We start from the raw sequence: 26,886 nt of genomic DNA, 5'->3' as shown, positions 1-26,886 counted from the left end.
CCACTTGAGCTAGTTGCAGGAGCTGCGTGCGGGAATGCGCCGGACCTTGATTCAGCTCTTTTTTCTGATCACCCCGATGATGAGCAGCAGGATCACCGCCCCGATCACAGCCGTGATAATGCTGTTGATGATGCCAGTGCCGATAGCCACACCCAGCTGGCCAAACAGCCAGCCACCGATGACCGCGCCGACGATGCCGACAACGATATTGATGACGATGCCCTGACCACCGCCTTTGACGATCAGCCCCGCCAGCCAGCCGGCGACGCCACCAACGATCAACCAGATCAGAATTCCTTCCATAGCAGTCTCCCAAGAAAAAAAAGTGAGTGGCATTGCCTAAGGAGCCTCTGAACAACCAACAGACTCCTCAGCAGGCCTTGTCACAGCTTAGTGGCCTCTGTTCCCGCGATCTACCGAGCTCGACCTAACGCCGCGCTGCGCCCTCGAAGCGGTCGGCGAAGATCGTTTGGGGGGCAGCACCGCCGACCGAGGCCACTGCGCCGGAGAACTCGCTGGTGTTGCCGTCGGCGTCGGTGGCCGTGGCCAGCACCAGATCGCCGTCCTGAACCGCCGAGACCGGGCTGAACATCACCGTGCCCTGCTGCCCAGCCTCGCCGGCGGCGTAGCTGTCCGCGCCGAGAAACCTTGCGCCTTCCTCTCCGTCCGCGTCGGCGAGGAAGAACTCGATGCGCAGCGGATAGGCTGAATTGCCAGTGTCCGATGGCACCAAGTAAGCGATCGCCAGCGTGGACGCGTCGTCGCCCGTCACCGACAGGATCTCGGGTGTGTTTTGCAGCCGGTTGGCTCCCTCGTCCGCATCGCCGGGATCATTCGCGGTCATACCGTCGTCGCCCAGGTCGATACCGGGCCCGGCGTTCGAGTGCACGATGTTGCGCAATATGCGGTTGCCAATACCGTCCATGGCGCCGCTGCGCACGATCACTCCAACGTCGCCGTTGTGGGCGATCCTATTGGCGGCTGCCGCGTCGATGCCACCCACGATGTTGTCATCGGCGCGGATGAGCAGACCCGTACCCAGGTTGGGCAGTGGCGCGGCGCCGGTCACGTCGGTACCGACGAGGTTGCCGGCAACAGTCACGCCCGACACGCTCGTGATCTCGATGGCCGTGTTGCCGTTGCCCGAGACCAGGTTGCAGGCGCCGGTACAGGGTCCGCCCGGGGTCGTTCCCTCGGAGCCGCCGAACGTGATTGCACCCGCCGCGCCCCCGATTGCAGACACGATCTGAACCCCTCGGAATGCGTTGGGCAGGCTGTTCATGCCGGTGACGTCGGTGCCGATGAAGTTGCCCTGCACCACGCTCCCCGACGAACTGATCCGCATGCCAACGCTCGTGTGGCCGGAGATCAGGTTGCGGTCGGTCTCGGAGACGCCACCGATCATGTGGCCCGACCCATTGACCGTGAACACGCCGCCTCCGAAGTCGGGGATCGGCGCGGTGCCGGTGGCCTCCGTGCCAACGAAGCTGCAGCGCACCGTGTGGTTGGTGCCGTCCAGAGAGATGGCGAACACCGAGATGCCGCGCACCAGGCTGGCGTTGCCCTCCAGAATCAATCGCCCCTCGATCTGGATCTTCAGCGTCGGCGGCCAGGCGTTGCACGACGCGCCCGGCTGGGTCAGGCCATCGACGATCACCGTGCTGGTGATCGTCGGCGGTTGAAAGCCCTGCAGGATGCACACGCCGGTGCTCACGTTGCAGTTCGGGTCGCTGGCCGCGTCTATGTCGAAGGAAATCACGTCCGTGCCGTTGCTGGTGTTCGCGAACCCGATTGCCGCGGCCAGCGAGCCGGGGCCATCCTCCGCAGTCGTCGTGACGACAGGGCTGCCCGAGAGCGGCGCGCATTGCGACAGCTCGCTGGTGTCGAGCGGTTCGCCGCCCAGGCCCAAGCGCGTCGCCGTGGAAGTCACGACCCAGCCGGCAGGAACGCCGGTGGTGACGAAGGTCTCGTCGAAGATCGCATCGCCGCTGCCATTGGTCGTGACCGTGCTCGTGCCGATGAGCGTGCGGGCCTCGCCGAAGCCTGACGGGTCGCAGGCTTCGGTGGCGAAAAACTCGAGCCGAAAGTCGGTGTTGGAAAGCGAGTTCAGGCTGCCGCTCACGCTCGTCGTGCCCGAGCCGGTGGTCGTCGGAATGTCGTCGAGTACCGGAAAATTTTGCAGATCGTTCTCGCCCGTATCGCCGTCGCCCGTGTCGTTGCCGGTCGGGCCGTTGAGGCCAAGATCGATGCCGAGCAGGCCATTGGCGTGGATGGAGTTACCGAGAAACGAATTGCGGGCGTTCGACGGCGCGCCGATGTTCCGCGTGTGACCGATGCCGTCCTTGAGGTTGTAGGCGATGATGTTCCCCTCGCCGGCGCCCGTGCCACCGACGAGGTGGCCGGACTCGGACACGCGCACCCCGGAATCCGAGTTGCCAAGCGGCGTCATCCCATCGATGGCGGTGCCGATAAGATTGCCCTGCGCGACGATGCCGATGCCCTGAAGCTCGACGCCGATGTCGCCGTTGCCCGAGATCAGATTGCCAAGGCCAGGTGCCGCGCCGCCGATGAGGTGGTCGTTTCCGTCGATCTTCAGGCCGCCGTCGCCGTTCGGGACGGCGGCGTCGCCCGTCGCATTGGTGCCAATGAAGTTGCCCTGGATGGTCACGTCGCGCAGGATTGTGTCGTCCACACGGATGGCGTGCTCGTCGTTGCCGGAGATGAGATTGCAGGGGCCGCTGCACACGCCGGCACCGGTTGCTCCCCCCACCAGGTGGCCGCCGTGCCCGACCGTCCCTATTCCCAGATCGATCATGATGCCGTCGTCCTCGTTGGGCAGGGCGACCGCACCGCTGATATCGACACCGATGAAGTTGCCCTGGATCACCGTGTCGTCGCCGCCGTCTTCGTAGATCTCGATGCCGTTGTCGTCGTTCCCCGAGATCAGGTTGCATGAGTTGTTGCACACGCCAGCGTCACGATCGTCCCCGCCGATGAGGTTCCCCGGTGCCCCCAGGACATAGACGCCGGAGTTGCCGTTTTCGATGGAGCCGTCGCCTGCCGCGTTTGTGCCGATGTAGTTGCCCGAGACAAGGTTGCCCGTGGCGCCGTTGCGTAGGCGCACCCCGTCTTCATCGCTGTTGGAGATCAGGTTGCGGGCAGCTGGCGTCGTGCCGCCGATGAGATTGTCGGCCGCGCCGTCGATGACGATTCCGAACTCGTTGCGCAGGGCAAAACCGCCAGAGGCGCCAGCAGGGTCGGTGCCGATGAAACTGCACTCGACCGTATTTCCGTCGGAGTCGATCAGGATGCCGGCAGCGTCGTTGGAAGCGTCGCGGAAGCTGTTGATGACCAGCCCGCGCACGGTCGAGGCTCCGCCTGAGAGCCGCAACCCGTAGATGACCCCGGTCAGGTTAGTGCCATCGAGCTCAACCTGCAGGGTTGGCGGCCAGCTCGAGCAGTCGGCGCCGGACTGGGTCAGCGCGTCGATGACCACCGGATCGGTCACCGCCGGCAGGGGCGAGGTCGGCAGGATCTGGTGCGGCCCCGCGCCCGGAATGGCGAAAGCGATCAGGTCGGCACCGGGCGCAGCGTTGGCCTCCAGGATGGCCTGCCGGAGCGAGCCGGTGCCGGCGTCACCGGCGTTGGTGACGGTGAACGTTGCAGCAGTGGCCGGGCCGATGGTGGCGCAGAAGATAAGCGCGGCAAGATAAAACGGCTTATCGGTTCCAGTATGGGATCGGAAAAGAATCATGTTGGGTTGTCCGCGGCCACGCCGCGCTTGTTGGCGTCACCGTATGAAGCGTAAAGCGCGGCGATTCACTATCACGGCGCCGCGACAGGCGGTCAGAACCCACAGACCCTTTAGCAAGCCTGGACCGTGTAGGGCCGGTACACCGGTGATTCTGCCCTCTAAACGACTGCTCAGGTTGCCCTCGATCCGGGTGCGCCCGATGACGACCCGGTCGCACCTTGATCGCCAGCCGAGGCGGTTGAGAAACTGACGGCCAGCCACGCCGCCGGCTTTTTTTGTCTGTGCTTTGGCGGCGCTCAGCTTGCGTCGTTGAGAAAGAACACGTCCTCCAGCGGCACCTCGAAGTAGCGCGCAATTTTCAGCGCAATGGCGGTCGACGGCACGAACCGTCCCACCTCGATAGTGCTGATGGTCTTGCGGGATACACCGATCGCTTCGGCCAGCTCGGCCTGGCTGAGCCTGTGTTCGGCGCGGAAAACCCGGATCCTGTTGCCCAGTTCGTCACTCATCGCTGCTGCCCGTATGCGTAAAGGACACAAAGGCAATGCTGAACAGCAGCAGCATGATGGCCAGAACGCCCTGGATGACGATTTCCAGCGGCATTTCCGGAAGCCGCCCGAGCAGCAGCTTGTCCAGGGCCTGCAAGATCACCAGCAGCAGGAAACTCAGCATCCACGACCGGGCCATGGCCGCCCGGAACGCCACCTGAAGAAAACCGTCTTCGGCCAGGTGGCGCCGGCGCTGGGCGGGGCTCATCGACGACATGATGTCGATGAATTGGGGCGCAACCGCCGCGATCCTTCATGACCTGGCCTGCCGGGCCTCCGGTTCCTGAGCAGCCGGCTTCAATCTTCCTCACGCAATCCGAACAGCAATTCGACGCCACGTTTGTCATCCGGCCTGACCATGACATGAACGTGGTCATTGGCCTGAAGGACCGTGTCCCGGTCGACCGGCAATACCTGATCGCCGCGAACGAGCAGGAGAATGTCGGCGCCCTCGGGCAGCGGCAGCGCGCCGGCCCGGTTGCCGGTGGCCAGGGCGGCCGGCTCAAGCCGGAAGGAAATGATCTGTACCGGTAGCGACTCGATGGCATTGATCTCCAGCACCGGGCTGGGTCGGTCGAGACCGGCCCGTTCCACGCCGAACAGCCACACGGCCCAGCGAATGGTCGCCCCGGGAATCAGGGCATTGACCACGACCACGAAAAACACCAGATGAAACAGTTGGTAAGCCCCCTCGACGCCGGCCAGAACCGGATAAGTGGCCAGCAGGATGGGTACCGCACCCCGCAGCCCGACCCAGGAAATGAACCCGGACTCGGTTGCCTTGTAGCGAAACGGCAGCAGACACAGCAGCACCATCACCGGGCGGGCAATCATGGCCAGCACCAGGGCCAGGGTCAATCCCTGCAGGCTGGACCGGGCCAGAATCTCGGGTACGGCCAGCAGTCCCAGCACCAGGAACATCGAGATCTGGGCCAGCCAGGCCATGGCATCATGAACACGCAAAATGCCCGAACGATAGGGTAGCCGCTGGTTGCCGAGCATCAACGCAGCCACGTAGACCGCCAGAAACCCCGAGCCCAAAAACAGTGTGGGCATGCCAAAGGCCAGCAACGCCAGCGCCAGAGTTAGGGCCGGGTAAAGTCCGGCTGCCGGCACTCGTATTCGGGCCAGCAACTCGCTGCCCAGCCAGCCGGTGATCAGGCCCGCAGCCAGGCCGATGGTCAGTTGCAATGCCACATCGCCGAGGAAGGGCAGGACGGCAAAGGTTTCGGCGCCCAGCAGTTGAGTCGTCAGCGTCAGGGTCAGGATGACGGCCATGGGGTCGTTGAGGCCGGATTCCAGCTCCAGGGTTGCGCCGACCCGCCGTCGCAATTGCACCCCCGAACCGCGTAACGAGGAAAACACGGCGGCTGCATCGGTCGAGGAAACGATGGCGCCAAGCAGCAGGGCTGCCATCCAGCCCAGTCCCAGCAGCCAGGCGGCAACCGCCACCAGCAGCGCGGTTCCGGCCACGCCCAGGGTGGCAAGTATGGAGGCCGGCGCCAGGTACTGGCGAACCTGTCGAAACGGCGTGTTCAGGCCGCCATCGAAAAGGATCAGCACCAGGCCGACGGTGCCAACCCGGAAGGCCAGATCGAAATCGACGAAGTGTTCCGGCAGGTAGGATCCAACCAGCAGGCCGATGAGCAGGAACACCAGAACCACCGGAATACCGATTCGTTCCGAGGGTCGGCTGAACAGGACGCTGAGCACCAGCAGCAGCCCGGCGGCGGTCAGCAGTAGTGCAGTTCTGGCGGGTTCTGTTTCGAACATACCTGTACTAACGAGATCAGGCTTCCATCATACTGCACTGCCAGGGGCTGGCCAGGTTGTCGTGGCGTCTTCCGGGCAGGGGGGGACGAGCCGGAATGGCTATCGGGTTGGCCGGGGACGAACGACCGAGATCAGCGGGTATTCGACTCCTTCACTGTCGAGCAGAGTGACCGGAATTTCATCACCCTGTGAGAGCCTTTCCCCGGGGCGCATCAACATCAGGTGCTTGCCGCCCGGTTCCAGTGACACGGTCTCCCCGGGTTCGACGGTCAGTTGTTCCAGGCGACGCATGCGCATCACGCCCCCTGGCAGATCGTCGAAACCCGCGCCATGGGCGCCGACGCCCTGCTGCTGATCGTTGCCGCACTCGACGACGACCAGCTTGCCGAGCTGTCCGAGCTGGGCAAGGAGCTGGGGTTGGCCATGCTGGTGGAAGTGCATGACGAGGAGGAGATGGAGCGGGCGTTGAAGGTGCCGGGGGATTTGGTGGGGATTAATAATCGGGACCTCAACAGATTTGTCACCGACCTGGAGACTACGCTACGGTTGGCGCCGATGGTGCCTAAAGATCGGTTGGTGGTTTCGGAGAGTGGGATTCATTCGGCGGAGGACATCAAAAAGTTGCAGGATGGGGGTATTGGGGCGTTTTTGATTGGAGAAGCGTTTATGCGTGAGACAGATCCCGTCGATGCGCTGCATTGGCTTGTCAGCGGCTAGGCAAACTGGATGAAAACGCAAGAGGAATGCATGGAGTCTCACCTTCGAGGTGTCGAGTCTGCATTGTTGCGCGCCGCACAGCGGCCGCGTGAGCGGGCGATAGCCACGGGGACCCGATTGGTGGTGAGCCAAAACGGCGTACTGGAGTTCATTCCACCTGACCGCCTGGAGTCAAGTTCAAGGCTGACCGACGTGCCTGAGGCCTGCAAGCGTTCGGATGACGAGGAAGGCGAGGAGGCGTAAAATGGCCAACATGTCAACGAGCGAATTCAAGCAACAAGCCCACCAACTAGACAAATTTGGGAGACCCCCCAGCTCTGCTGGGGAGGCATTCAATGTTTGACGATTCCGGAAATCTCATGGTAACTCCGAAGCGTGAGCCGCCAAGCACCACGCTAAGGAGAAACCATGAGACAAGTCAGCAGTTTACGACACACACGATGGGAGTGTAAGTACCACATCGTTTTCATTCCGAAGTATCGTCGGAAACGCCTGTATGGCGTGATTCGGCGGGAGTTGATCGAAGTTTTCCGGTCCCTGGCGAGGCAGAAGGAGAGCGATATTGAAGAGGGTCACCTGATGCCTGATCACGTTCACATGATGATATCGATCCCGCCGAAGTACGCTGTTTCTCAGGTGGTCGGGTTCATGAAAGGGAAAAGTGCGATCCATATAGCCCGAGTTCACGCCGGTCGTTGTAGGAACTACGTGGGCCAGCATTTCTGGGCCAGAGGCTACTTCGCTTCGACGGTGGGGCGAGACGAACAGGTGATCAGGGACTATATCCGCAGCCAGGCGTGAAAGCCCAACCCGGCCACCCACAATCCGAGCAGTACGGAGTCGATCTGCAGATTCAATAGCTCGGCACGCTTTGATTCGCGAGCGCGTGCCGCAGCCCGGTAAACCACGTGTGGGTACACCAGAAAGGACACGGCGGCCAGCAACAGCGTCCCGGGCGGCAATGACTACTCCAGATATAACAGAACCACCACCACGAAGTTGAAAATATACCCCAGAACACGGGGCCAGTAATTGAAGCGCACAATCCTGTGGGGTCGTCGTCTTGCGCCAGCTGCTGTCATTGGTTCGTATCTTCCCCCACGGCTCGTCATCAGGCAAGAGCAGCGTTGCGGCCGATCCCGAGCGCTCGTTTCAGCACGGCCGGCAGTCATCGGGATGAAGCGGGCATTGCTCTGCAGGGGGCGGCCCCGGTTGCAGGGTGAGTTGGTCGATATTGAATCGCTCAAGCAGCCGCGCGTTGAGGATATCGACCGTCTGCCATTCTCACCACGAGAGCCGGGCCGCTACACGCGCCTCATCAGCGTACAACGAAAACGACCAGCCGTTGCGCTCGCACAGCCGTTGAACGATACCCAGGCCCAGACCATACCCGTGAGACGACGACGCTTCGGTCGGCGTGTGCCCCTCATCAGCCTCACTGCTCACCTGATTGGTAACAAAGAGCTCGTGCTCTTTAATGCGAATCGTGATCCGACCCTCCCCGTCGAGCATGTTCTCGAACGCATTGCGCACCAGATTATTGACCGCAATAGAAAAAGCTTGTTGATGTCCGCAGACTCTAGGGTCTGCAAGATCATAAATATCCACCTCGACGAACTTTCCACTCACTATGTAGCGTTGGTGGTCTATCGCCTGACGGACCAGCGGAGTTACCAAAAACTGCTCCTCATACAACCCATCATCGATCTCTCGAGCGAGGCACAAAAACATTTCAATCGACGCCTTCATATCGAGCGTCGCACGCCGAACTTGATCCAATGCCTTCAAATCGGTAGCCGACAAATCGCTTTGCTCTAGAAGCTCAAGAGTGCTGGTTATGACCATGATCGGCGTCCGCAACTCATGACTGGCTGAACTGGTGAAGTATCGCTCCCTCTCGAGACACTCGCCGATACGCTCAAGAGTGTTCTCAATTGTTTCAGCGAGCACGCCAACCTCATCATTGCCGAATCGACTGGCCTGTATGCGTTTATGATCTTCATCCGATAGATGCGCTACATCGATGTCCGCGACAACTTCGGCAAGTTGGGCAACCGGGGCGACGGCTCTACGCATCACAACAACTCCCAGCCAGAAACCAAGCGATCCGAGAGTAACCACGACACCGGTGATGACGAGCAGCCACCACCAATCCTCTGACGACGAAGACTCAATGCCGCCAACATCGAATACCACAAATGCACGCTGCTGCTCGTTGTCAGTTGGTATTACGGCGACGTGCAACTCTTCGGCAGTAAATTCGTATAAGCCGCCACCGGGATTTGTCTGCGCCCACCCCCTGAGTGATGCCGGCAACCTACGAACGTCCTCATAGCCGCGAAGGTTGGTTGTCAGATTAGGATAGCTTTCAGCGGCACGCTGTAGCTGGCGCACAAGCACACGGTCTTCGCTCAACCTGATTGCAGCGAAGAAAGCGAACCCCCAGGCTACGCTGAGTACAGCGACACAAATCGCGAATGCAATTGCGACACGCGTGCGCAAACTGTACCGGTACATTACTCAGTATCCACTGCAATTCTGTACCCGATGCGATGCACTGTATGAATAAGCGGATGCTCGAACGGCTTATCAATAGCCTGCCGCAGCTTGTAAAAGTGCGAACGAAGCGCATCACCGTCAGGGCGCTCGTCTGCCCAAAGCAACGTTTCGAGATCGTCGCGGGCCACAACACACGGCGCTTCTTCCATCAGCCTCTCCAGTAGTCTCATGCCAGCAGGGGCAAGACAAATTCGCCGCCCGGCACGATGGACTTGCAAAGTGGCTCTGTTCATGGTCAGATCTCCGACCCTTAGAACATTGCCTGACTTTCGGTGAGTCCTTTTATACAACGCCTGCAGCCGTGCATGTAGCTCCTGCAATGCAAATGGCTTGACCAAATAGTCATCAGCCCCTGCCTTGAATCCCTCAAGTTTATCATCAAGCGTATCCTTTGCCGTAAGCATAAGCACGGGCGTTTGTACGTCGGCATCCGATCGCAGCTTTTGGCAGAACCTCAGGCCATCCATCCTGGGAAGCATCAGGTCCAGGACTATAATGTCGTACATATTCGATAGCGCCAGGTGCATCGCGCTTACACCATCATAGGCAAAATCAACCACATGCCGATGCTTCTCGAGATACGTGGCAATATTGCCGCAGATGTCACGGTTATCTTCAACAACTAACACTCTCATCGGCCCGGAATCAAGCGTAGGCGACATCTGTCTGCTACTCCTTCTTACCAGGCGTAATCCAGACGCAGACCAATAAGTGGCTCGGCTTCGCCATCATCCTTCACTTCAATGCCTCGGCGATAGTCAAACTCGGTGTCGTCGCTCGACGCCGCAGTTAAGTTGATAACATCGAGAAACGCGGTTACGTCTACGGGGCCAAATGCGCGCCGATAGTCGACGCGCACGTTCAACAAACTGTACCCGCTCTTGCGACCGACATTGCGCTCAGTAATCTCTTTCGAGAAGCGACGAGGCTCCCCTGGACCCAACACGTCTGAGTAAATCACGAAACTGTCATCTGGCCTGCCGGAAAGATATTTGGACTCTTCCCGGTTTTGTGTGGGCTGACCGGTTCGGATAGCCTACGGGCTGGCCCTGCTGAGAGTCCAGTCCCATGCACGACCGCGAGCTTTACCGTCAGATTTTGGGTATCCAGACGCCGTGGGAGGTTTCTGAAGTGCAAGTCGACCTGCCGGCAGCCGGTGTGACCGTCCATATCCGACATTCCGGAGAGGGCTTGGCCTGTCCGAAGTGCGCGCAGCGCTGCCCGGGCTACGACACCCGTGAGCGCAAGTGGCGACACTTGGATACCTGCCAGTACAAGACCTGGCTGGTCGCGCAAGTGCCGCGCGTTCGGTGTCCGGAGCACGGCGTTCACCAAGTCCCGGTGCCTTGGGCGGAGAGCAACTCTCGGCTGACCGCGCTGTTTGAGGCTTTGGTGATTGACTGGCTCAAGATTGGCACGATTTCGGAGGTGGCCGAGCAGCTGGGTTTGAGCTGGTCGGCGGTCAGCGGTGTCCAGGAGCGTGCGGTGGCGCGCGGCCTGGCGCGTCGCGGCCAGGCCTTTCCGGACTCGATCGGCATTGATGAGACGGCGTTTCAACGTCGGCACCAGTATGTGACCGTGATCAGCAGTGGCGATCGGGTGCTGCATGTGGCTGACGACCGCAAGCGCGAGACGCTGGGGGCTTGGTACGTCGAGCAACCGGCTGAAACGCTGGCCGGCCTGCGCACGGTCACCATGGACATGTGGGGCCCGTTCATTGACGCCACGATGGCGCATGTGCCGGGTGCTGCGCACAAGATCGCCTTTGACAAGTTCCACGTCGCCCAGCATCTCGGCGACGCCGTCGACAAGGTTCGCCGCAGTGAACACAAGGCCCTGCTGGCCGCTGAAGGTGGCTCGCTTCTGAGCAAGAGCCGCTACCTGTGGCTGCAGCATCCCGACAACATGACCGACACGAACTGGAGCCGCCTCAAGGAACTCAAGGCCGCCAACCTGAAGACGGCCCGGGCCTGGGCGATCAAGACCCACGCGATGTGCTTGTGGGGCTACAAGCGCCGAGGCTGGGCGCGCAAGGCCTGGATGAGCTGGTATGGCTGGGCCATCCGATCGCGCCTGGAACCGATCAAGAAGGTCGCCAGAATGGTCAAGCGTCATCTTGAGGGCATCGTGACGGCTGTGGTGACCGGTGCAACCAACGCCCGGGCCGAGGGCTTCAACACGAAGATCCAGAAAATCAAGCGTGATGCCCGGGGCTTCCGGAACAAGGAGCGGTTCAAGGCTGCCATCTACTTTCACCTGGGTGGCCTCGACCTCTACCCGGCGGCGGTCCAGAAATGAACGCCACCCACACGATTCAGTGAAGAGCCGATATTTGTAGCGACCGGAGACCTTCCAGCGGTCACTGATTTCCCAAGTTAGACCGAGGGTTGCGACATGCTCGCGATTGAAGTCAGCGGCAACGTCACCGCGGCCGTCTCGCCGGTCGATGACGGCATCGTTATAAGAATAGGTTGCGGCACCGTAGAGGCCTTCGCGGATCGTACCGTTGACCACGAGATCGACGCCGTACGACGCGCCGTCACCGATGTTTGCGAACGTTCCGCTTGTCCGGTCAAGGTCTACCACCAGATCGTCCAGGCTTTGATAATAGGCCTCTGTTAACAGCGACCAATTACTGTTCAGGAAGTACTTGAAACCGACGCTACCATGCGTGATTTTTTCCGTCTCAAGGTCGTTTGACTCGTTAGCCGCAAGGTCCAGGAATCGCGGTGACTGATGAAACAGTCCTGCTGTCGCAAAATATCTAACCGCTTTACTCGGTCGCCAATTGACGCTAAACCTGGGCGATGCAAAACTTTCGTCTGCAAAACCGTCTCGTTCAAAACGTACGCCTGTACGAATATCCCAATCACCAAGCTCAAAAACCTGATCTACATAACCCGCATAGTTCGTTTCTTTCCGATTAAGTGAAGAATTGATGTTCTCCGGAGTCAGTACAATAAAGCGTTGATCAGGGTCTGGTCTAAAGTCATCCCCGTCGTAGACAAATCTGATCCATTCACCATCCAGGACAGTATCATAGTCCAGTTCTATTTGGGTTGTCCGAATGCCAGCACTGAACACGCCCCAGCGATTCACTGTCTCAAAGTCGCTTCGCCAGCCCACCTCTGCCTCACTTTCACCAATCGTAATAATGTCTTCCCGTACCGGAAAACTAGATGCAGGCGATCCCTCAGGCACGAGATCAGGAAATGCTTCACCCTCTGAGCTTGTCTTATCGCTTGTGCGGTAGTAAGCCTTGTTGGTCCAGACTGCTGTTTCACCAATCAATGATCGCAATGTCAGGCCATACAAATCGCTATCTTGTTCAGAATCCTGAAGCGCGGTATCTTCGAAATTGGGGGATTCAAAAACATGAGTCACGTCGCGCGTATAGTCTTCGTGTGTGTCTATTAACAGGATTTCGAGCGTGTGGTTCGGGTTGATCGGCATGACTGACTTTATGATGATGTCTCTTAAGACGGGCTCCCCAATGTCGAGCTCTTCAATGGTTTCGAATAAATCGCCGAAATCCAGTCGTCGAGCCGAAAAAAGCATCGTTGAGTCTTCAGTGATACCGGTGGGGCCGTCGTAACCCACTTCATAACCGGCAAGGTCGAAGCGCAGACTTGCGGAAGGGCTTGGGTTGCCGTCGGCAACCTTCAGCCTGAGCAGCGATGCCGCCCGACCGCCATATGCTGCACTCCATCCACCGGGTGAGAACTCTGCTCCACTGATAACATTCGGTGCGAAAATCGAGAAACGGCCGCCACCGCCGACATCTTCTTCTTCACCCAGTGTCGCATCAAAGTGAACGGCTTTATCGAATGGAAAGTCATCAACGAATAACAGATTATCTCTCGGGCCGCGCCCGCGTACGCTAAAGTTCGCGAATTCACCGGTGGATGCCAAGCCAGGCAAGCCGTCCAGCGAGAGAAGCGGATCCGCGCCACCGCCAACAGCACTTCGCAACTCCTCTCTATTGCGATAAGTACTGGAACCCGATGCGAATACATCGGCCTGTTGTGCTCGAACCGCCATTTCTTCAAGAACCACCGGCTCTCTAAGCAGTTCGAACTCAATCTGTATGTTCTTGCGCGTTATCACGCGCACGCTTGGCTCATATGATGAAGCGAACCCGCTTTTGGCTACGTTGACCGAATAGAGTCCGGGGTCGAGTTCTTCGATAACGACGCGACCTTGTTCGTCGGTTTGAATTGACCGCGTGGAATCGGTTTCCCGTTCCGTGATTGTTATCTGCGCACTTGAAACTGGCCGGTCAGTAATCTGATCCTTTACAAGTACAGTCATTCCACCGGGCGCTTCTGCGGCGTGGCAAAAAAATGGAATGCCCATCAGGAGAGTCGATAGAACAAACCATGATCCCTGTCTCAATTGCCTGCCCATAATTACTATCCCTCCAATCATCGTTTTTAATTGTCTGGCTAGACTCCGAAAAACTAGCAAAGCAAATGTGACTAAAACGTCGCTGCAGTGTGAACGGAAATCCAGCGGCGGGATTGCGGGGAATTCACGGTGTCCTGGTTTTTGGTTGGTTGGTGGTTTTTGGTTGGTGTCCTGGTTTTTGGTTTCCTGGTTTCCTGGTTTCCTGGTTTTTGGTTTTTGGTTTTTGCGCACCGACGCCTTGCCACGCACGCCGAGAGACAAGCTGCATGAGGCAATACTTCTGATTGTATTAGTAATCCATTACTTGAAATGCGACTTGAAGTAGTTGAACGAATTGCCCAGCGCATTCCAAAGGTGCTCGGCTTCATCCTTGAGATGCTGCCACTTCTCGTCACCCGCTGCCTCGATCTCTTTGATCTTGCGACTGGCCTCCCGGCGCTTTTCGCGCAAATCATGAAGGCGGCTCTCGTACTCCTTGCGCGCTTCATCCTGCATTTTTTCGCCCTTGCCCTTAAGCTTCTCGATTTTCTGGTCGAGGTCGTCCAGGCGCTCTTTCAACTTGCCGATGAATTCGTTGCGGGTGGTCATGTCAATTCCTGTGATGGTTGGTTGGGCAATGGCGCGATCCGCTCGAAGCGGCGCTCACCTCCCGCTAATCTTCTTCCTCCCGAACGTTTTTTCAAGCTGCCGGCCTGCCGGCCATTAGGCGTGCTGGTGGCCAATCAGTCCTGTCCGAACGTGGAATTCGGGTTGCTTCGAAACGACTCGATGAAGCGGTCCCGCAAGGTTTGCCATTGACCGGGGACCGGACAGGTAAACAATGCATTGGCGCTGTAGAGCCGGTCACCGAAACCGATGTGAAACTGCAGACTGCCAAGCTGTCCGTTCGGATCGGAGCCTGGCGGCTCGAAGAACGTCACCGTGCGATTTCCGCACTCTGCCTTACCGACGACGGTCAGCAGACCAGACCAGATTTCCTCCATCGCTTCCGCGTTCCGGTTGCCTCGCACTGCGACACTGAAGGACTGAGCCGGTCCGACCGGGCACGCTGCACCGCATTGAGCACCAATGACAGCGCTGATCAAGGCACCATCGTTGCCGAAGCGCGCGTCCCAACCGGCCGGAATATTGAACAGGCACGGCAGCATCGGAGGCGCTTGCAGGGCCACCGTGTCCGTTACCTGGCAACTGCAGCAGTCTTCCGACGGCTCCGCTCCGGGCCTTGCTGCGGCGGACTCAGGCACGGTGGAAGATGCCAGGCTGACTTTCACAGCGGCACGCTCATCGGCGGAGCATACGGGATTGGCACTTGCCAAAACGGCGAGCAAGACAACCGCGTATCTAAGCATTTCGTGAGTCATGATTGAAGGCTACCATGGTGGGAGGGCAGATCGATCGCACGCCGGCCAAAATCGCTCACTCGAGCTCAGCCAAATCGCCATACCAGTAGGCGGCGTATAGATTCTATGTTACCCGTCAACCCGCCATATGCAAATTTGCGTCAAATTCGACGTTTTTCTGGAGTAGTGCGAAGGCCACTCGGGCGAGCTTGCGGCCCAATGCCCTCGAATGTTGATTTGCACTTAAAACTGACCCGGGATTTGCATCTAAAATTGACCCACCCGTTGTTGCCAGATTATGGCCCAGATTTCGGTTTCTTGCCCGCCTCGCTTCCCTCCTGATTCGTTGTTGAGTGTTTCAGCCGGTAACTGTCGTTGCCGGTTTCCAGAATGTGGCAGTGATGCGTCAGCCGGTCCAGCAGCGCGGTTGTCATCTTCTCATCGCCGAAAACGCTCGACCATTCGCTGAAGCTCAGATTGGTCGTGATCATGAGGCTGGTGCGCTCATAGAGCTTGCTGATCAGGTGGAACAGCAAGGCGCCGCCGGCCTGACTGAACGGCAGGTAGCCCAGTTCATCGAGTATGACCAGGTCGGTATGTATTAGTCGATTGGCCAGCCGCCCCTGTTGCCCGGCCTGCTTCTCCTGTTCCAGCGCATTGACCAGTTCGACCGTGGACAGGAAGCGTACCCGCAACCGGTGGTGCTGGATGGCCTGGATTCCGGAAGCTGTTGATGACCAGCCCGCGCACGGTCGAGGCTCCGCCTGAGAGCCGCAGTCCATAGATAATCCCGGTCAGGTTCGTGCCATCGAGCTCAACCTGCAGGGTTGGCGGCCAGCTCGAGCAGTCGGCGCCCGGCTGGGTCAGCGCGTCGATGACCACCGGATCAGTTACCGCCGGCAAGGGCGAGGCCGGCAGGATCTGGTGCGGCCCCGCGCCCGGAATGGCGAAAGCGATCAGGTCGGCACCGGGCGCAGCGTTGGCCTCCAGGATGGCCTGCCGGAGCGAGCCCGCGCCGGCGTCACCGGCGTTGGTGACGGTAAACGTCGCAGCGGCAGCCGGACCGATGGTGGCGCAGAAGATAAGCGCGACAAGATAAAACGGCTTATCGGTTCCAGTACGGGATCGGGAAAGAATCATGTTGGGTTTTCCTCGGCCACGCCGCGCTTGTTGGCATCACCGTATTAAGCGTAAAGCACGGCGATTTCCTGTCACCGCGCCGCGACAGGCGGTCAGAACCCACAGACCCTTTAGCAAGCCTGGACCGTGTAGGGCCGGTACACCGGTGATTCTGCCCTCTAAACGACTGCTCAGGTTGCCCTCGATCCGGGTGCGCCCGATGACGACCCGGTCGCACCTTGATCGCCAGCCGAGGCGGTTGAGAAACTGACGGCCAGCCACGCCGCCGGCTTTTTTTGTCTGTGCTTTGGCGGCGCTCAGCTTGCGTCGTTGAGAAAGAACACGTCTTCCAGCGGCACCTCGAAGTAGCGCGCAATTTTCAGCGCAATAACGGTCGACGGCACGAACCGTCCCACCTCGATGGTGCTGATGGTCTTGCGGGATACACCGATCGCTTCGGCCAGCTCGGCCTGGCTGAGCCTGTGTTCGGCGCGGAAAACCCGGATCCTGTTGCCCAGTTCGTCACTCATCGCTGCTGCCCGTATGCGTAAAGGACACAAAGGCAATGCTGAACAGCAGCAGCATGATGGCCAGAACGCCCTGGATGACGATTTCCAGCGGCATTTCCGGAAGCCGCCCGAGCAGCAGCTTGTCCAGGGCCTGCAAGATCACCAGCAGCAGGAAACTCAGCATCCACGACCGGGCCATGGCCGCCCGGAACGCCACCTGAAGAAAACCGTCTTCGGCCAAGTGGCGCCGGCGCTGGGCGGGGCTCATCGACCGGAATTTCCAGAAGTAGAGCAGCGCCATCAGTCCCAGGATGGCAATCCCCAGGCCTTTGACGGCGATGTCTATGATAGCGGCTGCCGACTCGCTTGCAAAGAATTCGGCGACGGAAAGGCAGAAGACAAGCGCGACCGCGAACATCGACACGGCCAGGAGTTGCACGGTGCGATCGGCGAGCTCCGCGGGGGAAGATGTGCTTGGTGCGTTCATGGTTGTTCTCCAATGGTGTAAATGAATGTTGTGAAAGCAATTCAAGGGTGTCACAAAGTAACTTAATGGTTACTTAGTGACACCTTCAAGTTACATAATGCCAGGGTTTTCAGATTTGTCAACCATTGGTTACGGACCTCAAACTGTTCGGCAAGCCAGCGGTAAAGGACAGTCCCGAACCAGCAAAAAATCAAAAATCAGGACACCCATCAACTTCATCAACTTTGTAGCCGAATCGGCTGCTTCCGGGTTTGGGGATCTTCGGATCAGCTGTGGAGGGGCGCAAAAGTGGCGCGAATTGGGCGGTCGGGCGCCGCGTTGGGGGTCAGTCTGGCGCTGAATTCGCGCACTGGCTGGTGGCCGGCGCCGCCGGGTCCGGGGGAGGTCTCGGTCAGGAGGACGTTACCAGGGTATTGGTTGTTCTCGCAGCTTTTTGAGCGCGTACTTCCTGGAAACGCCTTTCATCCATCGCTGACCCAGGTCGGCGGCTTTGAGCATGAGCGCCTCGGCTGAGCCAATCGCCCGGTAGTAGCGGCTTTCGGTTCCCTGGACGCGCCGCATCCACTCGCGGGGATGGCTGGCGACGCTCCAAAGTCCTTCAGGCGGTGATTCTCGGTGGTTGTCAAGATAGATGTCGCCTTATCCATGCTCTGCGCCACCTGTCGCCGAGGGCTTCTTGGCGATAATCCGCAGCCCAAGGCGGCGCTGGCCACGCTGGCCAAGCTCGAAGAGCAACTCATCATCGCAGCGCGGCCCCAGCGCAGGCGCTACGTGTTCGATATGTTCAAGGCGTTCGCGCTGGTGCTGGCATTGGTGTTGACATTGAGCCTGTTCTACTGGCTCCTGTCGTCCCGTATTCCGAAGCTCGATAGCCTCGATCTCATCCTTGCGGTCCAGGCCAATACGATCACCGGCCTCTCCTTTGGTGTGCTGTTCGCCGGTATCGTTCAGAACCGCGTCCTCACATTCGACGCCCTGGTGAACTTCGACCCGGATGGATTCAGTCCGATGGAGCGGTTGTTGTACGTGTGGGTGGTCGCCAGCACTCTGGAGGTCTTCATCTATTTCGACGTGATCGTATTGGGCATTGGCGGTACGTCTTTCCAGGACGTCTTCACCGGCAATGCCTCACCTCATCTCGGGATACTGATCGGCGTCGTCACCGCGATTTCGACCGAGGCCGTCTCCGGACTGATCAAGAAGTCGGCCACGCCTTCGGACGTAAGCGCCTACGAACCGACACTCTTCTCAACGACGCATAGATCACTATGCTGATTCCATCGATTTTCAGGATGGAGCAAGCAAGTGAGCAGACGTTACCTCAAAGCCGATCAGTGGCGAGAGCTGATCGCGCAGCAGGCTGCCGGCGCAGAGTCGGTGGCTGAGTTCTGTCAGCGCCATGGCCTGACACCGAAGTCCTTCTACCGGCGCCGCAAGGCGTTGCGCGAGGCGGATACGCATCAGGGCCTGGTCGCGGTCGCGCCGCCGATGCCGTCTCAGCTCACCGGCCAGATAGCGGTGTCGTGGCGCGGTGTCGCGCTGGAGCTTCCAAGCTCGGCTTGTCCGGCCTGGGTCGCCCAACTGATGCGGGAGCTGGCCGATGCGTCTGTTTCGTGACCTGCCCAAGGTTTACCTGCACCGCGACGTGGTGGACTTTCGCAAGTCCATTGACGGCCTGGCGGCCATCGTCGAGCAGCAGATGGCCCTGGATCCGTTCGCCGATGCGCTGTACGTGTTCTGCAACCGCCACCGCGACCGGCTCAAGGTGCTCTACTGGGACCAGACCGGCTTTTGCCTCTGGTACAAGCGCCTGGAGAAGGCGAAGTTCCAGTGGCCGCGCAAGCATGCCGACGGCGTGATCCGCTGGGGCGAGCGTGAGTTCAACTGGCTGCTCGAGGGTTTTGATGTGATGCGCATGCAGGGCCATCAACAACTGCACTTTTCGGCCACTAATTCGTTGATTGGTGGTGCTTCATGCTATTGATTATGCTATACTTTCTGCATGTCGTCGGCCGTCAACAAAGCCTCTGTTGCAGATCCCTCAACGGCCGATCAGATCGCCGCTCTCCAGGCGCAGCTGGCCAGCCAGCAGGCAACCCTCGAGGCGCGCGAAGCGCGCATTCATCAGCTCGAAGAGATCATCCGCACTTTCCAGCGCAAGACCTTTGCCGGCACCAGCGAGCAGGCCAGTGCAGATCAGCTGGGCCTGTTCAACGAAGCCGAGGAGATCGCGGCAAGCGAGCCCCCCGAGGTCGCTGTCAAGCCGCACTCTCGCCAGCGTCGGGGCCGGCCGGCCCTGCCGCCGGAGCTGCCGCGCGAGGAAGTCATTCACGACCTGCCCGAGGCCGACAAGGTCTGTCCGCACGATGGTGCGGTTCTGGAGCGCATCGGCGAGGAGACCTCCGAGCAGCTCGATATCATTCCGGCGAGCGTCAAGGTCATCCGCCACGTCCGGCTGAAGTACGCCTGCCCCTGCTGCGAAGGGCATGTGGCCACCGCCACCAAGCCCGCCCAGCCGCTGGGCAAGTCGATGGCCGCACCGGGCCTGCTGGCCTACATCGCCACGGCCAAGTACGTCGACGCCCTGCCGCTGTACCGACAGATTCAGCAGTTCGCGCGGCTGGGCGTCGAGCTCGACCGCACCACCCTGGCCAACTGGATGATCCGCTACGGCAAGCTGGTCCAGCCCCTGATCAATCGTCTGACCGAGCAGATCCTTGATGAGCCGGTCATCGGCATGGACGAGACCACCGTCCAGGTCCTCGACGAACCCGGCAAGCCGGCACGAAGCAACAGCTACATGTGGGTCATGGGTGCCGGCCCGCCGGGGCAGCGGCTGCGGGTCTATCACTACGAGGCCAGTCGTTCCGGCGATGTGCCCGTGGCGCGCCTGGAAGGCTTCTCCGGTGCCCTGATGGCCGACGGCTATTCCGGCTATGGCGCGGCCTGTCGGGACCATGGCATCACCCGCCTGGGCTGCTGGGCCCATGCCCGGCGCAAGTTCTTCGATGCCGCCAAGCTCCAGCCAAAGGGCAAGATCGGACGCCCGGATCAGGCCCTGGCGCTGATCGGCAAGCTCTACCGGATCGAGCGCGAAGCCCAGGCGCTGAACCCGACCGAGCGCCACCGCTTGCGCCAGGACAAGTCACAGCCCGTCATCGACCAGCTGAACGCCTGGTTGACCACGACACTGCCGCGTGTCGCCCCAAAGACCAAGCTGGGCGAAGCGCTTCAGTACCTGCACAACCAATGGCCAGCGCTGGTGCGCTACCTCGACGATGGCCGCTACCCGATCGACAACAACGCCATCGAAAACGCCATCCGGCCGTTCGCCATCGGCCGCAAGAACTGGCTGTTCTCCAAGTCACCAGCAGGCGCTCGCGCCAGCGCCAACCTCCACAGCCTGATCGAAACCGCCAAGGGCCACGCCATCGAGCCCTATGCCTACCTGCGTCAGGTTTTTCAAGAGCTGCCACTGGCCGAAACCATCGACGATATTGACGCATTACTGCCGGGCAACGTCAAGGGTGGGGATTTGTAGGCGCTTACCTTGCAGCTGAACGCCAGCAGGTGCTCGGCGTGGCAGGTATCGCATCGAAGACGCAGGAAACCGTGCTCCAGCCGACCGCATTGCAGGTAGGCATCAAACGCCTGACGAACATGGCCGGGGAGTTGCTTTCCGGCATCGGCCAGATGTTCGACAAAGGCCGGATAATGACGCTCGACGATCTGGTAGAGCAGCGTCTGCTCGGGGTAGTGGCGCTGATAGCCGACACTGCCGATTTCCACACCGCTTGTCCCCCGCTTGCATCAAGCAAAACGGCAGGGTAGAAACACAACCATCCAGGCCGTGATGAAGATGAGCAAGAAATAGATCCGAAGACTACGGTTGGCAACAAACCACTCCTCCAGCAACCCCTTGTAAGGCATGATCACGCGGTCGTACAGCTCATCGGCGTTCGCGCTGTCGCCCATCATCTGATCCTCGCCCCGGAACACCACGAAACCAACACCGGACAAGCCGGGCCGAACCTTGATGATTGCCCGCTGCGAACGCGCCGGAAAGGCCTCGAAGCAACGCCGAGTCTGCGGGCGAGGTCCGATGATGCTCATGTCGCCTTTGAGAATATTGATCAACTGTGGCAGCTCATTGAGCTTTGTCTTGCGAAGAAACTTTCCGAACGGCAAAACCCGGGGATCATCCTTCACCGTCACAGTCCCTGTCGCAAGATTTGGTGAATCCTTCAACATCGTCGCAAATTTCAACAAGCCGAACATCTCCCCGCCACGCCCAACCCGTTCCTGCCGAAAAAACACCTCCCCCTCCCCGCTCAATCGGAGACAAGGAATCACGATCAACCACAGCGGTGTAAGCGCAACAATCGTGATCAGCGAAAACAGAATGTCAAAAACTCTGGTCATGCGAAAATTCAGCGAATCCTCCTGAAAATTCTCCGCGCGTAAAGCCCAGCAAGACCGAATTTCGAGCCCTGCGGGTAACGCTCGCGCATATGTGCGACCGGCGGAAACAGCGAGCGCCGCAAGCGTTGAATACGCGCATACCAGTCGGGCTCGCTTCGCAAGGCAAACCAGAAGGAGCGATACCGATTCGAGCTGACCGAAATCAGCCGAGTAGCTGGTTCATGCCGACCTTTTTCGGCCAGTTCGGCGAGCGTGGAATCGGATACCGGGGTCTCGAAGACGGCCCGTGTTCGTTCCAGAACATCGGCCAGCAGGCCAGCAACGCCCCGCTCGCTGGCAAGGGCGATTGTCTGCTCTCGTTGACTCTCATTCATCGCACGCCAGAGCAGGTCATTGTCGAGCAACCAGATCAGAGGGCGGCGATGCTCGTAAAGGTCGTCATACCAGTGCATCACCGAATTCAGCAATGCGTGCACATGATCCTGACCCCAAACGCCAGCAGCCAGGGAAGACAATTCAACGGCTTCCCCATACTGCTCCTCGAACGACAATACCTCGCGTAGCAGCGGATGGTCCCGAAGCCCCCAGTGCACGTCAATGTATCGTCGCCCGGAAGTCTCGTCGAGCCGCCAGGTCTCCTGCCGGATCGGCGTCCCCCCGGGAACACTATGAATGGGGACATGCTGCGTCGCGCGGAGCACATCACGCGCGGCGTTCATGCTTTCCGGGCAGACCAGAATATCGAGATCCGCCCTCAAGCGCTGCCCCGGCCCCGGATAGACAAGGTAGTCCAGCAGGCAACCTTTGAGCACCAGGCAACGGACACTCGCATCACGGAAAGCCTCGAGCACCTGCTTTTCGTATGCAAGCACATCGTTGCCAAGCCCACCACGCCGTTCGACCAGCGGACCGGCCAGCGCCGCCAGCCATTCCGGAATGACCTGCCGTTCCTGAAGCAGTCCGACAACAGGCAAAAGCCGATTCTCTATCAACCACTCAAGCGCCTTGGCCGGCTGACTTGGAATGGGGATCACATCCTTGCATCCAAATACTTGCCCGTTTCCATGTGTTTGAACTCCGGGATCATCCTATTAAACAACTCCACGATCTCAGGCTTGTCCCATTCATCCCCGCCCCTAATTGTTGCGATCTCTTCCAGAAAATACTCCAACCGCTCCTCATCAGAGTATAGATTCTATGTTACCTATCAACCTGCCGTATGCAGTTTTGGGTCGAAATCGGCGTTTTTCTGAAGCAGCGCGAAGGCCACTCGGGCGAGCTTGCGGCCCAATGCTACGAAGGCAGCCGTGGTGCTGAAGCCTCGTTCTCTGAGTGCCAGATAGTAAGGCTCCCAGAGCGGGTTTCTTCGCGCCTGCATGGCAGCGTTGAACAATAGCCTGCGGACCTCCGGGTCCCCCTTTTTGGTCAACTTGCTCTTCCCTTTCCAGCGCCCGGACTGGCGGACCCGGACGTCCATGCCCATGAAGGCAATGAAGGCATCGGCATTGCGGTAGGTGCCCTGATGGAAGATCGCGGTCAGCGCCAGCGCGCTGAGCGGGCCGATACCCGGGATCGCCTGGCAGCGCAGGCGGGAACGCAGGGGCGGTTTGCCCACAAAGCAAAAAGCCCCGGAGTGGAGCCGTTGCGCGTGGTCCAGGTCGCGCTCCCATCCGAGCCTTCTCGCCTCCGACAGCAGCGCCCGCTCCATCTTCCGGATCAGTGTGTTGAACCGCTCCAGCAGCGCATCGACCTCGCTGTTTAGCGCCTCCAGGCCGGCCAGGGACTGCTGCAGCTGGATCCGTGCGCGAACCACTGTGGCGCGTCGTCTCAGAAGCCGCCAGAAACGCTGCTGCCCCTGCGACAGGGGCTTCCAGGGGGCCAGGTCGTCGCCTTCACGCGCCAGGTAGCGGGCCAGCAGTTGAGCGTCCTGGGGGTCGGCCTTGACCCGCTGCCCGACACCGCAGCGGTAATGGCTAAGCCGGTGCGGGTCGACAAGATAGACCGCGTGCCCACGCGCATGGGCGCGCTCGGCCAGCGCGATGTGATACTGATTGGTCGGTTCCATCGCAAAGCGAACCGGCAGGTTGAAACGGTCCAACCAACGATCAATTGCATCGATGTCGTTGGCCATGGAATCAGGACACTTCGAGTCCCAGTCATAAAGGTCGAGGCGATCTTTGGAAACATCGACCCCGACGATGCGTTCGTTGCCGAGCTGTGTCATGGTTGTCTCCGGTCTGTGAATCAACAAGCCGGGGACTCACCGGGCGCAACCTTGCCGATATCGGCCATAAAAGCGGCTGGATTCTTCATCGGCGCTCATGGTGAGGGGTGGGGACGATTTCTATACGAGTCGGTACGCAACGGTCCGAAGGAAGCATTAAGTCCCTCCCACCCCGGCATCCTCCATCTTGACGATGTTGGATGCCCAAAACCATACAAGGAAGTATAAGCGCCCTATTTCCTGATTTCCAACGGTATCCGGAGCCGTGCCAGGCTGGCCCCGGACCCTTACCAAAGTCCCCAGCACGCCGAATTCCGTCCGATTCCGCCCCGTCGGAGCCAATCGAGCAGCTCGTGTAGCCCCGTCTTTGCCAGCATTGGCTCATCCGGCACGAGCGCCATCGGGCCGCGCCCGGATGCAACGCGGCCTGAAACCGGTTTCCTGCGTTTCAGTGATGCAAGCCGGTACGCTCGGCCGGCCTGCCGGCGCGATGCACGCGGACAGGCGGCGCACGACTTTCCGTCCACAGGCCGGGCAGATCCTTGCTGGCCAGGTGATTCAGTATCCGCTCGATCACGCGCAACGGCATTCCGGCTTCGCTTCATTCCGCTGGCGCGGAAAGTCGCAAAGCCTCCATTGCCTGCGCTGGCGGGTCTTCGATGCTCGCGATGATCTTGACCGTGCCACCGCAACTCGGGCAGGTTTCGACGTCGATCTGAAACACTCGCTTGAGCCTTTGCGCCCAGCGCATCGCTGAGCGCTGCTCGGCCGGCGTGCGCTCCTTTTCTTGAGCCGGCTTGACCGGCCTGGCACCCCGGCCCCGGCGGGCCGGTGTGATCCGCGCCCGGTACGGGCTATTCGGCGCAAACACCCCGTGGAAGCGGGCCAGATTCAGGCGCGGCGGCGGGACGAGCGCGGCCAGCCGGGCGATGAAATCCAGTGGCTCGCATCACAGGCGCTGGGCCTGAGTCTGCACACCGTGACGGTTCGCGAGCGCATGCTCAAGCGCTTCATCTTCTGGTGCGATGAGCGCGGGCTTGATCGGGTGCAGGACATCACCCGGCCGATCCTGGAGCGGTATCGACGCTACCTGTACCACTACCGAAAACCCGACGGCGAGCCGATCCGCTTTGCCACCCAGCAGCAGCGCCTGGTGCCCGTGAAAGCCTTCTTCAAATGGCTGACGAAAGAAAACCACCTGCTCTACAACCCGGCCAGCGAGATGGAACTGCCCCGGGTCCACCGGCGTCTGCCCCAGCATGTGCTGACCCACGCCGAAGTCGAGCGCATCTGCGCCCAGACCCTGCTGCACGGGGAGTTGGGCATCCGCGACCGGGCCATCATCGAGACCTTCTACTCGACCGGCATCCGCCGGGCCGAGCTGGCTGTCCTCAAGCTCTATGATGTCGACACCCAGAACGGCACCCTGATGGTGCGCGAGGGCAAGGGCAAAAAGGACCGCATGGTGCCCTTGGGGAAGCGCGCCTGCGACTGGATCGAGCGCTACACCCGCGAGATCCGGCCAGGGCTGGTGGTCGAGCCCGACGCCGGCTGGCTGTTCCTGCACGAGTTCGGCGAGCCGTTCAGCCACAACCGCCTGACCGACCGGGTCAAGAAATACATCGACTCGGCCGGCATCGGCAAGCCCGGCGCCTGTCACATCTTCCGCCACACCATGGCCACCCTGATGCTCGACAACGGCGCCGACATCCGCCACATCCAGGCCATTCTCGGCCACAGCCAGCTCTCGACCACCGAGATCTACACCCAGGTCTCGATCCGCAAGCTCAAGGCCGTCCACGCGCTGACCCATCCGGCCGACCGCCGACCGGACACGGCGGGCGATTGGGGAGAGGCCGAATGACCCAACGCCTGCGCCTGGACCTGCCCCCGGAATACCTGGACCTGTGCCGGGACTACGGCCTGGACCCGGCGGCCCTGCTACGTGGCTTTATCGCCGACCTGTGCGAGATGCCGGACTGGGCCGATGATCCCCGGCCAGACGGCTACACCAGCCACGGGTCCGATGAGCGGGACCTGGCCTGGGCCTGGTTCGAGCGTTGCGGCTATGGGATACGGATGGAAGATGAGCGACGGGAGCAGTAGAATGGAGACTATGGCAGCGAAAGCAGACACCGTGAAGGCTAGGGCTCGAGAACTGATCGAGCAGTTGCCCGACAACGCGACCTGGGATGACGTGGCTTATGAAATCGCCGTGCGTCGATCCATCGAGCGGGGGCTGGCCGATCTTGACGCCGGGCGCACTTACACGAGCGAAGCCCTGCTGGAATCCCTTGGCCTTCAGTGAATGACCGTCATCTGGTCGGCCGAGGCGCAGGCTCAGCTTGCCGCCATCCAAGAGCATGTAGCCGAGAACGCCCCCCGAGATGCCGATGCGCTGATCAGGCGCCTGGTTGCCCGTGTTGTTCAACTTGAGACCGTTCCGCACAGCGGCCGCAGGGTGCCTGAGTATCCGGACGACGACTTGCGCGAGCTGCTGTCACGACCTTACCGAATTATCTACCGCCAACGCGATGAGCATGTGGAAGTCGTGACCGTGATGCACTATCGGCAGCAGTTGCCCGCCAACCCCCGCGACTTGAGCTGACTTCAGAGTCGGCGCCGCTAAGCTAAAGCTGTAGCGGACGCAGGTAAGCTCCTGGCCGCTTCTCCCTTAGTTGCCAGACCCGGACTCCGTCCGGCTTCGGATCGGCCGTCACGCACCTTGCACTGTGCGCTCGCCGCAGCGGCTCCAGCCCGACGGTCTTCCGCCGGCGTCGAGCGCACGCAAGCTGCGTGCCGGCCTCGCTCGGTGCCAACCGAGACTTGGTCGACTCCGTTAACCGTCCGGGGCAGAGGTCTTGTGCAACACATGCTGACGCAAGTGTTGCGGTGCTTGTTCACGCCCGCTCGCAGACTTGGCTGCGCCAAGACTGCGGCGGTCGCCCCCCATCCCCCAAAGGGGGCTTTGAAGCGGCCAGCAGAACATAATGCGGGGGGATTATGCGCACTGTCCAAGAGGCACTC

At 60.2% G+C, this 26,886-nt stretch carries 30 protein-coding genes and 4 pseudogenes; 13 read left to right on the top strand and 21 right to left on the bottom strand.

The genetic code is table 11. From position 1 onward, the window contains the following. Positions 1 to 51: 51 nt before the first annotated feature. The 6 genes from HND55_04265 to HND55_04240 all read right to left on the bottom strand — a co-directional run bounded on the left by HND55_04265 (position 52) and on the right by HND55_04240 (position 6,516). The gene (locus HND55_04265; GenBank protein QKK01940.1) at positions 52 to 303 is read right to left on the bottom strand and encodes a GlsB/YeaQ/YmgE family stress response membrane protein; all 252 of its coding nucleotides are present in this window, start codon (positions 301 to 303) and stop codon (positions 52 to 54) included. Between the two features lie 124 nt (positions 304 to 427). After that, the gene (locus HND55_04260) at positions 428 to 3,754 is read right to left on the bottom strand and encodes a hypothetical protein (protein ID QKK01939.1); all 3,327 of its coding nucleotides are present in this window, start codon (positions 3,752 to 3,754) and stop codon (positions 428 to 430) included. Between the two features lie 296 nt (positions 3,755 to 4,050). After that, the gene (locus tag HND55_04255; GenBank protein ID QKK01938.1) at positions 4,051 to 4,263 is read right to left on the bottom strand and encodes a helix-turn-helix transcriptional regulator; all 213 of its coding nucleotides are present in this window, start codon (positions 4,261 to 4,263) and stop codon (positions 4,051 to 4,053) included. Next, a complete protein-coding gene (locus tag HND55_04250; GenBank protein ID QKK01937.1) occupies positions 4,256 to 4,519 on the bottom strand; it encodes a hypothetical protein in 264 nt (87 codons plus the stop codon). Before HND55_04250 ends, HND55_04255 begins: the two co-directional genes overlap by 8 nt. 80 nt (positions 4,520 to 4,599) lie before the next feature. Continuing rightward, positions 4,600 to 6,075, bottom strand: coding sequence for a potassium/proton antiporter (locus tag HND55_04245; protein ID QKK01936.1), 1,476 nt, complete (start codon positions 6,073 to 6,075; stop codon positions 4,600 to 4,602). Between the two features lie 99 nt (positions 6,076 to 6,174). After that, complete coding sequence (locus tag HND55_04240) at positions 6,175 to 6,516, bottom strand: copper chaperone PCu(A)C (protein ID QKK01935.1); 342 nt, start codon at positions 6,514 to 6,516, stop codon at positions 6,175 to 6,177. Between HND55_04240 and HND55_04235 the strand changes: the two genes are divergently transcribed. The 3 genes from HND55_04235 (at position 6,406) to tnpA (ending at position 7,593) form a co-directional block, all read left to right on the top strand. Beyond that, positions 6,406 to 6,792 carry an indole-3-glycerol-phosphate synthase gene (locus tag HND55_04235; GenBank protein QKK01934.1) on the top strand — a complete coding sequence of 129 codons (387 nt, stop codon included), beginning with the start codon at positions 6,406 to 6,408 and terminating at the stop codon, positions 6,790 to 6,792. The two genes, HND55_04240 and HND55_04235, sit on opposite strands and share 111 nt — an antisense overlap. Before the next feature lie 9 nt (positions 6,793 to 6,801). Then, the gene (locus HND55_04230) at positions 6,802 to 7,035 is read left to right on the top strand and encodes a hypothetical protein (GenBank protein ID QKK01933.1); all 234 of its coding nucleotides are present in this window, start codon (positions 6,802 to 6,804) and stop codon (positions 7,033 to 7,035) included. A gap of 165 nt (positions 7,036 to 7,200) precedes the next feature. Next, positions 7,201 to 7,593 (top strand): IS200/IS605 family transposase, encoded by a 393-nt coding sequence (gene tnpA, locus HND55_04225; protein ID QKK01932.1) that lies wholly within the window; start codon positions 7,201 to 7,203, stop codon positions 7,591 to 7,593. Here tnpA and HND55_04220 read toward each other — a convergent pair. The 4 genes and pseudogenes from HND55_04220 to HND55_04205 all read right to left on the bottom strand — a co-directional run bounded on the left by HND55_04220 (position 7,572) and on the right by HND55_04205 (position 10,345). Beyond that, on the bottom strand, positions 7,572 to 7,754 hold the full coding sequence (locus HND55_04220) for a hypothetical protein (GenBank protein ID QKK01931.1): 183 nt from the start codon (positions 7,752 to 7,754) through the stop codon (positions 7,572 to 7,574). The two genes, tnpA and HND55_04220, sit on opposite strands and share 22 nt — an antisense overlap. Before the next feature lie 322 nt (positions 7,755 to 8,076). Beyond that, positions 8,077 to 9,309: a HAMP domain-containing histidine kinase gene (locus HND55_04215; GenBank protein ID QKK01930.1), complete on the bottom strand. Its 1,233-nt coding sequence runs from the start codon at positions 9,307 to 9,309 to the stop codon at positions 8,077 to 8,079. After that, a complete protein-coding gene (locus HND55_04210) occupies positions 9,309 to 9,986 on the bottom strand; it encodes a response regulator transcription factor (protein QKK03981.1) in 678 nt (225 codons plus the stop codon). The genes HND55_04215 and HND55_04210 overlap by 1 nt, the downstream gene beginning before the upstream one ends. 44 nt (positions 9,987 to 10,030) lie before the next feature. Continuing rightward, positions 10,031 to 10,345: pseudogene (locus tag HND55_04205) on the bottom strand (TonB-dependent receptor). Between the two features lie 74 nt (positions 10,346 to 10,419). Between HND55_04205 and HND55_04200 the strand changes: the two are divergent. Further along, the gene (locus tag HND55_04200) at positions 10,420 to 11,649 is read left to right on the top strand and encodes an ISL3 family transposase (protein ID QKK03980.1); all 1,230 of its coding nucleotides are present in this window, start codon (positions 10,420 to 10,422) and stop codon (positions 11,647 to 11,649) included. 30 nt (positions 11,650 to 11,679) lie between these two features. Here HND55_04200 and HND55_04195 read toward each other — a convergent pair. The 6 genes and pseudogenes from HND55_04195 to HND55_04170 form a co-directional block, all read right to left on the bottom strand. Beyond that, positions 11,680 to 13,758 (bottom strand): annotated as a pseudogene (locus tag HND55_04195) (TonB-dependent receptor plug domain-containing protein). Between the two features lie 300 nt (positions 13,759 to 14,058). Then, the gene (locus tag HND55_04190) at positions 14,059 to 14,346 is read right to left on the bottom strand and encodes a hypothetical protein (GenBank protein ID QKK01929.1); all 288 of its coding nucleotides are present in this window, start codon (positions 14,344 to 14,346) and stop codon (positions 14,059 to 14,061) included. Positions 14,347 to 14,480: 134 nt separating this feature from the next. Further along, a complete protein-coding gene (locus tag HND55_04185; protein ID QKK01928.1) occupies positions 14,481 to 15,029 on the bottom strand; it encodes a hypothetical protein in 549 nt (182 codons plus the stop codon). Positions 15,030 to 15,394: 365 nt separating this feature from the next. Continuing rightward, positions 15,395 to 15,832, bottom strand: a pseudogene (locus HND55_04180) (ATP-binding protein). A gap of 702 nt (positions 15,833 to 16,534) precedes the next feature. Next, complete coding sequence (locus tag HND55_04175; GenBank protein QKK01927.1) at positions 16,535 to 16,747, bottom strand: helix-turn-helix transcriptional regulator; 213 nt, start codon at positions 16,745 to 16,747, stop codon at positions 16,535 to 16,537. After that, positions 16,740 to 17,213, bottom strand: a complete 474-nt coding sequence (locus HND55_04170) for a hypothetical protein (GenBank protein ID QKK01926.1) — start codon at positions 17,211 to 17,213, stop codon at positions 16,740 to 16,742. Before HND55_04170 ends, HND55_04175 begins: the two co-directional genes overlap by 8 nt. Positions 17,214 to 17,858: 645 nt before the next feature. Here HND55_04170 and HND55_04165 point away from each other — a divergent pair. Genes HND55_04165 through HND55_04150 form a run of 4 tightly spaced genes read left to right on the top strand, consistent with a single transcriptional unit; the run spans position 17,859 to position 20,754 of the window. Next, entirely contained in the window at positions 17,859 to 18,488 is a 630-nt protein-coding gene (locus HND55_04165) for a hypothetical protein (GenBank protein ID QKK01925.1), read from the top strand. Between the two features lie 30 nt (positions 18,489 to 18,518). After that, a complete protein-coding gene (locus HND55_04160) occupies positions 18,519 to 18,830 on the top strand; it encodes a hypothetical protein (GenBank protein ID QKK01924.1) in 312 nt (103 codons plus the stop codon). Beyond that, positions 18,814 to 19,197: an IS66 family insertion sequence element accessory protein TnpB gene (gene tnpB / locus HND55_04155; protein ID QKK01923.1), complete on the top strand. Its 384-nt coding sequence runs from the start codon at positions 18,814 to 18,816 to the stop codon at positions 19,195 to 19,197. The genes HND55_04160 and tnpB overlap by 17 nt, the downstream gene beginning before the upstream one ends. A gap of 18 nt (positions 19,198 to 19,215) precedes the next feature. Next, positions 19,216 to 20,754: an IS66 family transposase gene (locus HND55_04150; GenBank protein ID QKK01922.1), complete on the top strand. Its 1,539-nt coding sequence runs from the start codon at positions 19,216 to 19,218 to the stop codon at positions 20,752 to 20,754. Here the strand turns inward: HND55_04150 and HND55_04145 are convergent. The 4 genes from HND55_04145 to HND55_04130 form a co-directional block, all read right to left on the bottom strand. After that, positions 20,676 to 21,002: a hypothetical protein gene (locus HND55_04145; GenBank protein QKK01921.1), complete on the bottom strand. Its 327-nt coding sequence runs from the start codon at positions 21,000 to 21,002 to the stop codon at positions 20,676 to 20,678. The genes HND55_04150 and HND55_04145 overlap by 79 nt on opposite strands. A 21-nt stretch (positions 21,003 to 21,023) precedes the next feature. Continuing rightward, positions 21,024 to 21,635, bottom strand: coding sequence for a sugar transferase (locus tag HND55_04140; protein ID QKK01920.1), 612 nt, complete (start codon positions 21,633 to 21,635; stop codon positions 21,024 to 21,026). An 8-nt stretch (positions 21,636 to 21,643) separates the two neighbouring features. Further along, positions 21,644 to 22,669, bottom strand: coding sequence for a hypothetical protein (locus tag HND55_04135; protein QKK01919.1), 1,026 nt, complete (start codon positions 22,667 to 22,669; stop codon positions 21,644 to 21,646). 173 nt (positions 22,670 to 22,842) lie between these two features. Next, a complete protein-coding gene (locus tag HND55_04130) occupies positions 22,843 to 23,859 on the bottom strand; it encodes an IS110 family transposase (protein ID QKK01918.1) in 1,017 nt (338 codons plus the stop codon). A 415-nt stretch (positions 23,860 to 24,274) separates the two neighbouring features. Here HND55_04130 and HND55_04125 point away from each other — a divergent pair, with 415 nt between their 5' ends. Then, on the top strand, positions 24,275 to 24,616 hold the full coding sequence (locus tag HND55_04125) for a hypothetical protein (protein QKK01917.1): 342 nt from the start codon (positions 24,275 to 24,277) through the stop codon (positions 24,614 to 24,616). Here the strand turns inward: HND55_04125 and HND55_04120 are convergent. After that, a pseudogene (locus HND55_04120) lies at positions 24,509 to 24,805 on the bottom strand (IS91 family transposase). The gene HND55_04125 and the pseudogene HND55_04120 sit on opposite strands and share 108 nt — an antisense overlap. On the opposite strand from HND55_04120, the gene xerC reads away from it, so the two are divergent. Genes xerC through HND55_04100 form a run of 4 tightly spaced genes read left to right on the top strand, consistent with a single transcriptional unit; the run spans position 24,734 to position 26,467 of the window. Continuing rightward, positions 24,734 to 25,723 carry a site-specific tyrosine recombinase XerC gene (gene xerC, locus HND55_04115; protein QKK01916.1) on the top strand — a complete coding sequence of 330 codons (990 nt, stop codon included), beginning with the start codon at positions 24,734 to 24,736 and terminating at the stop codon, positions 25,721 to 25,723. The pseudogene HND55_04120 and the gene xerC overlap by 72 nt on opposite strands. After that, the gene (locus HND55_04110; GenBank protein QKK01915.1) at positions 25,720 to 25,965 is read left to right on the top strand and encodes a hypothetical protein; all 246 of its coding nucleotides are present in this window, start codon (positions 25,720 to 25,722) and stop codon (positions 25,963 to 25,965) included. The genes xerC and HND55_04110 overlap by 4 nt, the downstream gene beginning before the upstream one ends. A 10-nt stretch (positions 25,966 to 25,975) precedes the next feature. After that, positions 25,976 to 26,167, top strand: coding sequence for a hypothetical protein (locus tag HND55_04105; protein QKK01914.1), 192 nt, complete (start codon positions 25,976 to 25,978; stop codon positions 26,165 to 26,167). Next, complete coding sequence (locus HND55_04100) at positions 26,168 to 26,467, top strand: type II toxin-antitoxin system RelE/ParE family toxin (GenBank protein ID QKK01913.1); 300 nt, start codon at positions 26,168 to 26,170, stop codon at positions 26,465 to 26,467. The last annotated feature ends 419 nt before the right edge of the window (positions 26,468 to 26,886 follow it).

It is taken from the genome of Pseudomonadota bacterium (assembly GCA_013285445.1).
In the GTDB taxonomy this organism is placed as follows: domain Bacteria; phylum Pseudomonadota; class Gammaproteobacteria; order Xanthomonadales; family Wenzhouxiangellaceae; genus Wenzhouxiangella.
The sequence above is the reverse complement of the archived record's forward strand: the minus strand, read 5'-3'. Positions and strand labels throughout refer to the sequence as shown.

Bases quoted from the DNA above. Each gene is read 5' to 3' on its own strand.
- HND55_04140 (QKK01920.1), bottom strand. From the start codon at position 21,635: ATGACCAGAGTTTTTGACATTCTGTTTTCGCTGATCACGATTGTTGCG.
- HND55_04100 (QKK01913.1), top strand. From the start codon at position 26,168: ATGACCGTCATCTGGTCGGCCGAGGCGCAGGCTCAGCTTGCCGCCATC.
- HND55_04210 (QKK03981.1), bottom strand. From the start codon at position 9,986: ATGAGAGTGTTAGTTGTTGAAGATAACCGTGACATCTGCGGCAATATT.
- HND55_04260 (QKK01939.1), bottom strand. From the start codon at position 3,754: ATGATTCTTTTCCGATCCCATACTGGAACCGATAAGCCGTTTTATCTT.
- HND55_04235 (QKK01934.1), top strand. From the start codon at position 6,406: ATGGGCGCCGACGCCCTGCTGCTGATCGTTGCCGCACTCGACGACGAC.
- HND55_04175 (QKK01927.1), bottom strand. From the start codon at position 16,747: ATGAGTGACGAACTGGGCAACAGGATCCGGGTTTTCCGCGCCGAACAC.
- HND55_04200 (QKK03980.1), top strand. From the start codon at position 10,420: ATGCACGACCGCGAGCTTTACCGTCAGATTTTGGGTATCCAGACGCCG.
- HND55_04150 (QKK01922.1), top strand. From the start codon at position 19,216: ATGTCGTCGGCCGTCAACAAAGCCTCTGTTGCAGATCCCTCAACGGCC.
- HND55_04245 (QKK01936.1), bottom strand. From the start codon at position 6,075: ATGTTCGAAACAGAACCCGCCAGAACTGCACTACTGCTGACCGCCGCC.
- HND55_04190 (QKK01929.1), bottom strand. From the start codon at position 14,346: ATGACCACCCGCAACGAATTCATCGGCAAGTTGAAAGAGCGCCTGGAC.
- HND55_04170 (QKK01926.1), bottom strand. From the start codon at position 17,213: ATGAACGCACCAAGCACATCTTCCCCCGCGGAGCTCGCCGATCGCACC.
- HND55_04125 (QKK01917.1), top strand. From the start codon at position 24,275: ATGCAACGCGGCCTGAAACCGGTTTCCTGCGTTTCAGTGATGCAAGCC.
- tnpB (QKK01923.1), top strand. From the start codon at position 18,814: ATGCGTCTGTTTCGTGACCTGCCCAAGGTTTACCTGCACCGCGACGTG.
- HND55_04255 (QKK01938.1), bottom strand. From the start codon at position 4,263: ATGAGTGACGAACTGGGCAACAGGATCCGGGTTTTCCGCGCCGAACAC.
- HND55_04230 (QKK01933.1), top strand. From the start codon at position 6,802: ATGAAAACGCAAGAGGAATGCATGGAGTCTCACCTTCGAGGTGTCGAG.
- HND55_04240 (QKK01935.1), bottom strand. From the start codon at position 6,516: ATGCACTTCCACCAGCATGGCCAACCCCAGCTCCTTGCCCAGCTCGGA.
- HND55_04165 (QKK01925.1), top strand. From the start codon at position 17,859: ATGCTCTGCGCCACCTGTCGCCGAGGGCTTCTTGGCGATAATCCGCAG.
- HND55_04130 (QKK01918.1), bottom strand. From the start codon at position 23,859: ATGACACAGCTCGGCAACGAACGCATCGTCGGGGTCGATGTTTCCAAA.
- HND55_04250 (QKK01937.1), bottom strand. From the start codon at position 4,519: ATGTCGTCGATGAGCCCCGCCCAGCGCCGGCGCCACCTGGCCGAAGAC.
- HND55_04105 (QKK01914.1), top strand. From the start codon at position 25,976: ATGGCAGCGAAAGCAGACACCGTGAAGGCTAGGGCTCGAGAACTGATC.
- HND55_04265 (QKK01940.1), bottom strand. From the start codon at position 303: ATGGAAGGAATTCTGATCTGGTTGATCGTTGGTGGCGTCGCCGGCTGG.
- tnpA (QKK01932.1), top strand. From the start codon at position 7,201: ATGAGACAAGTCAGCAGTTTACGACACACACGATGGGAGTGTAAGTAC.
- HND55_04215 (QKK01930.1), bottom strand. From the start codon at position 9,309: ATGTACCGGTACAGTTTGCGCACGCGTGTCGCAATTGCATTCGCGATT.
- HND55_04110 (QKK01915.1), top strand. From the start codon at position 25,720: ATGACCCAACGCCTGCGCCTGGACCTGCCCCCGGAATACCTGGACCTG.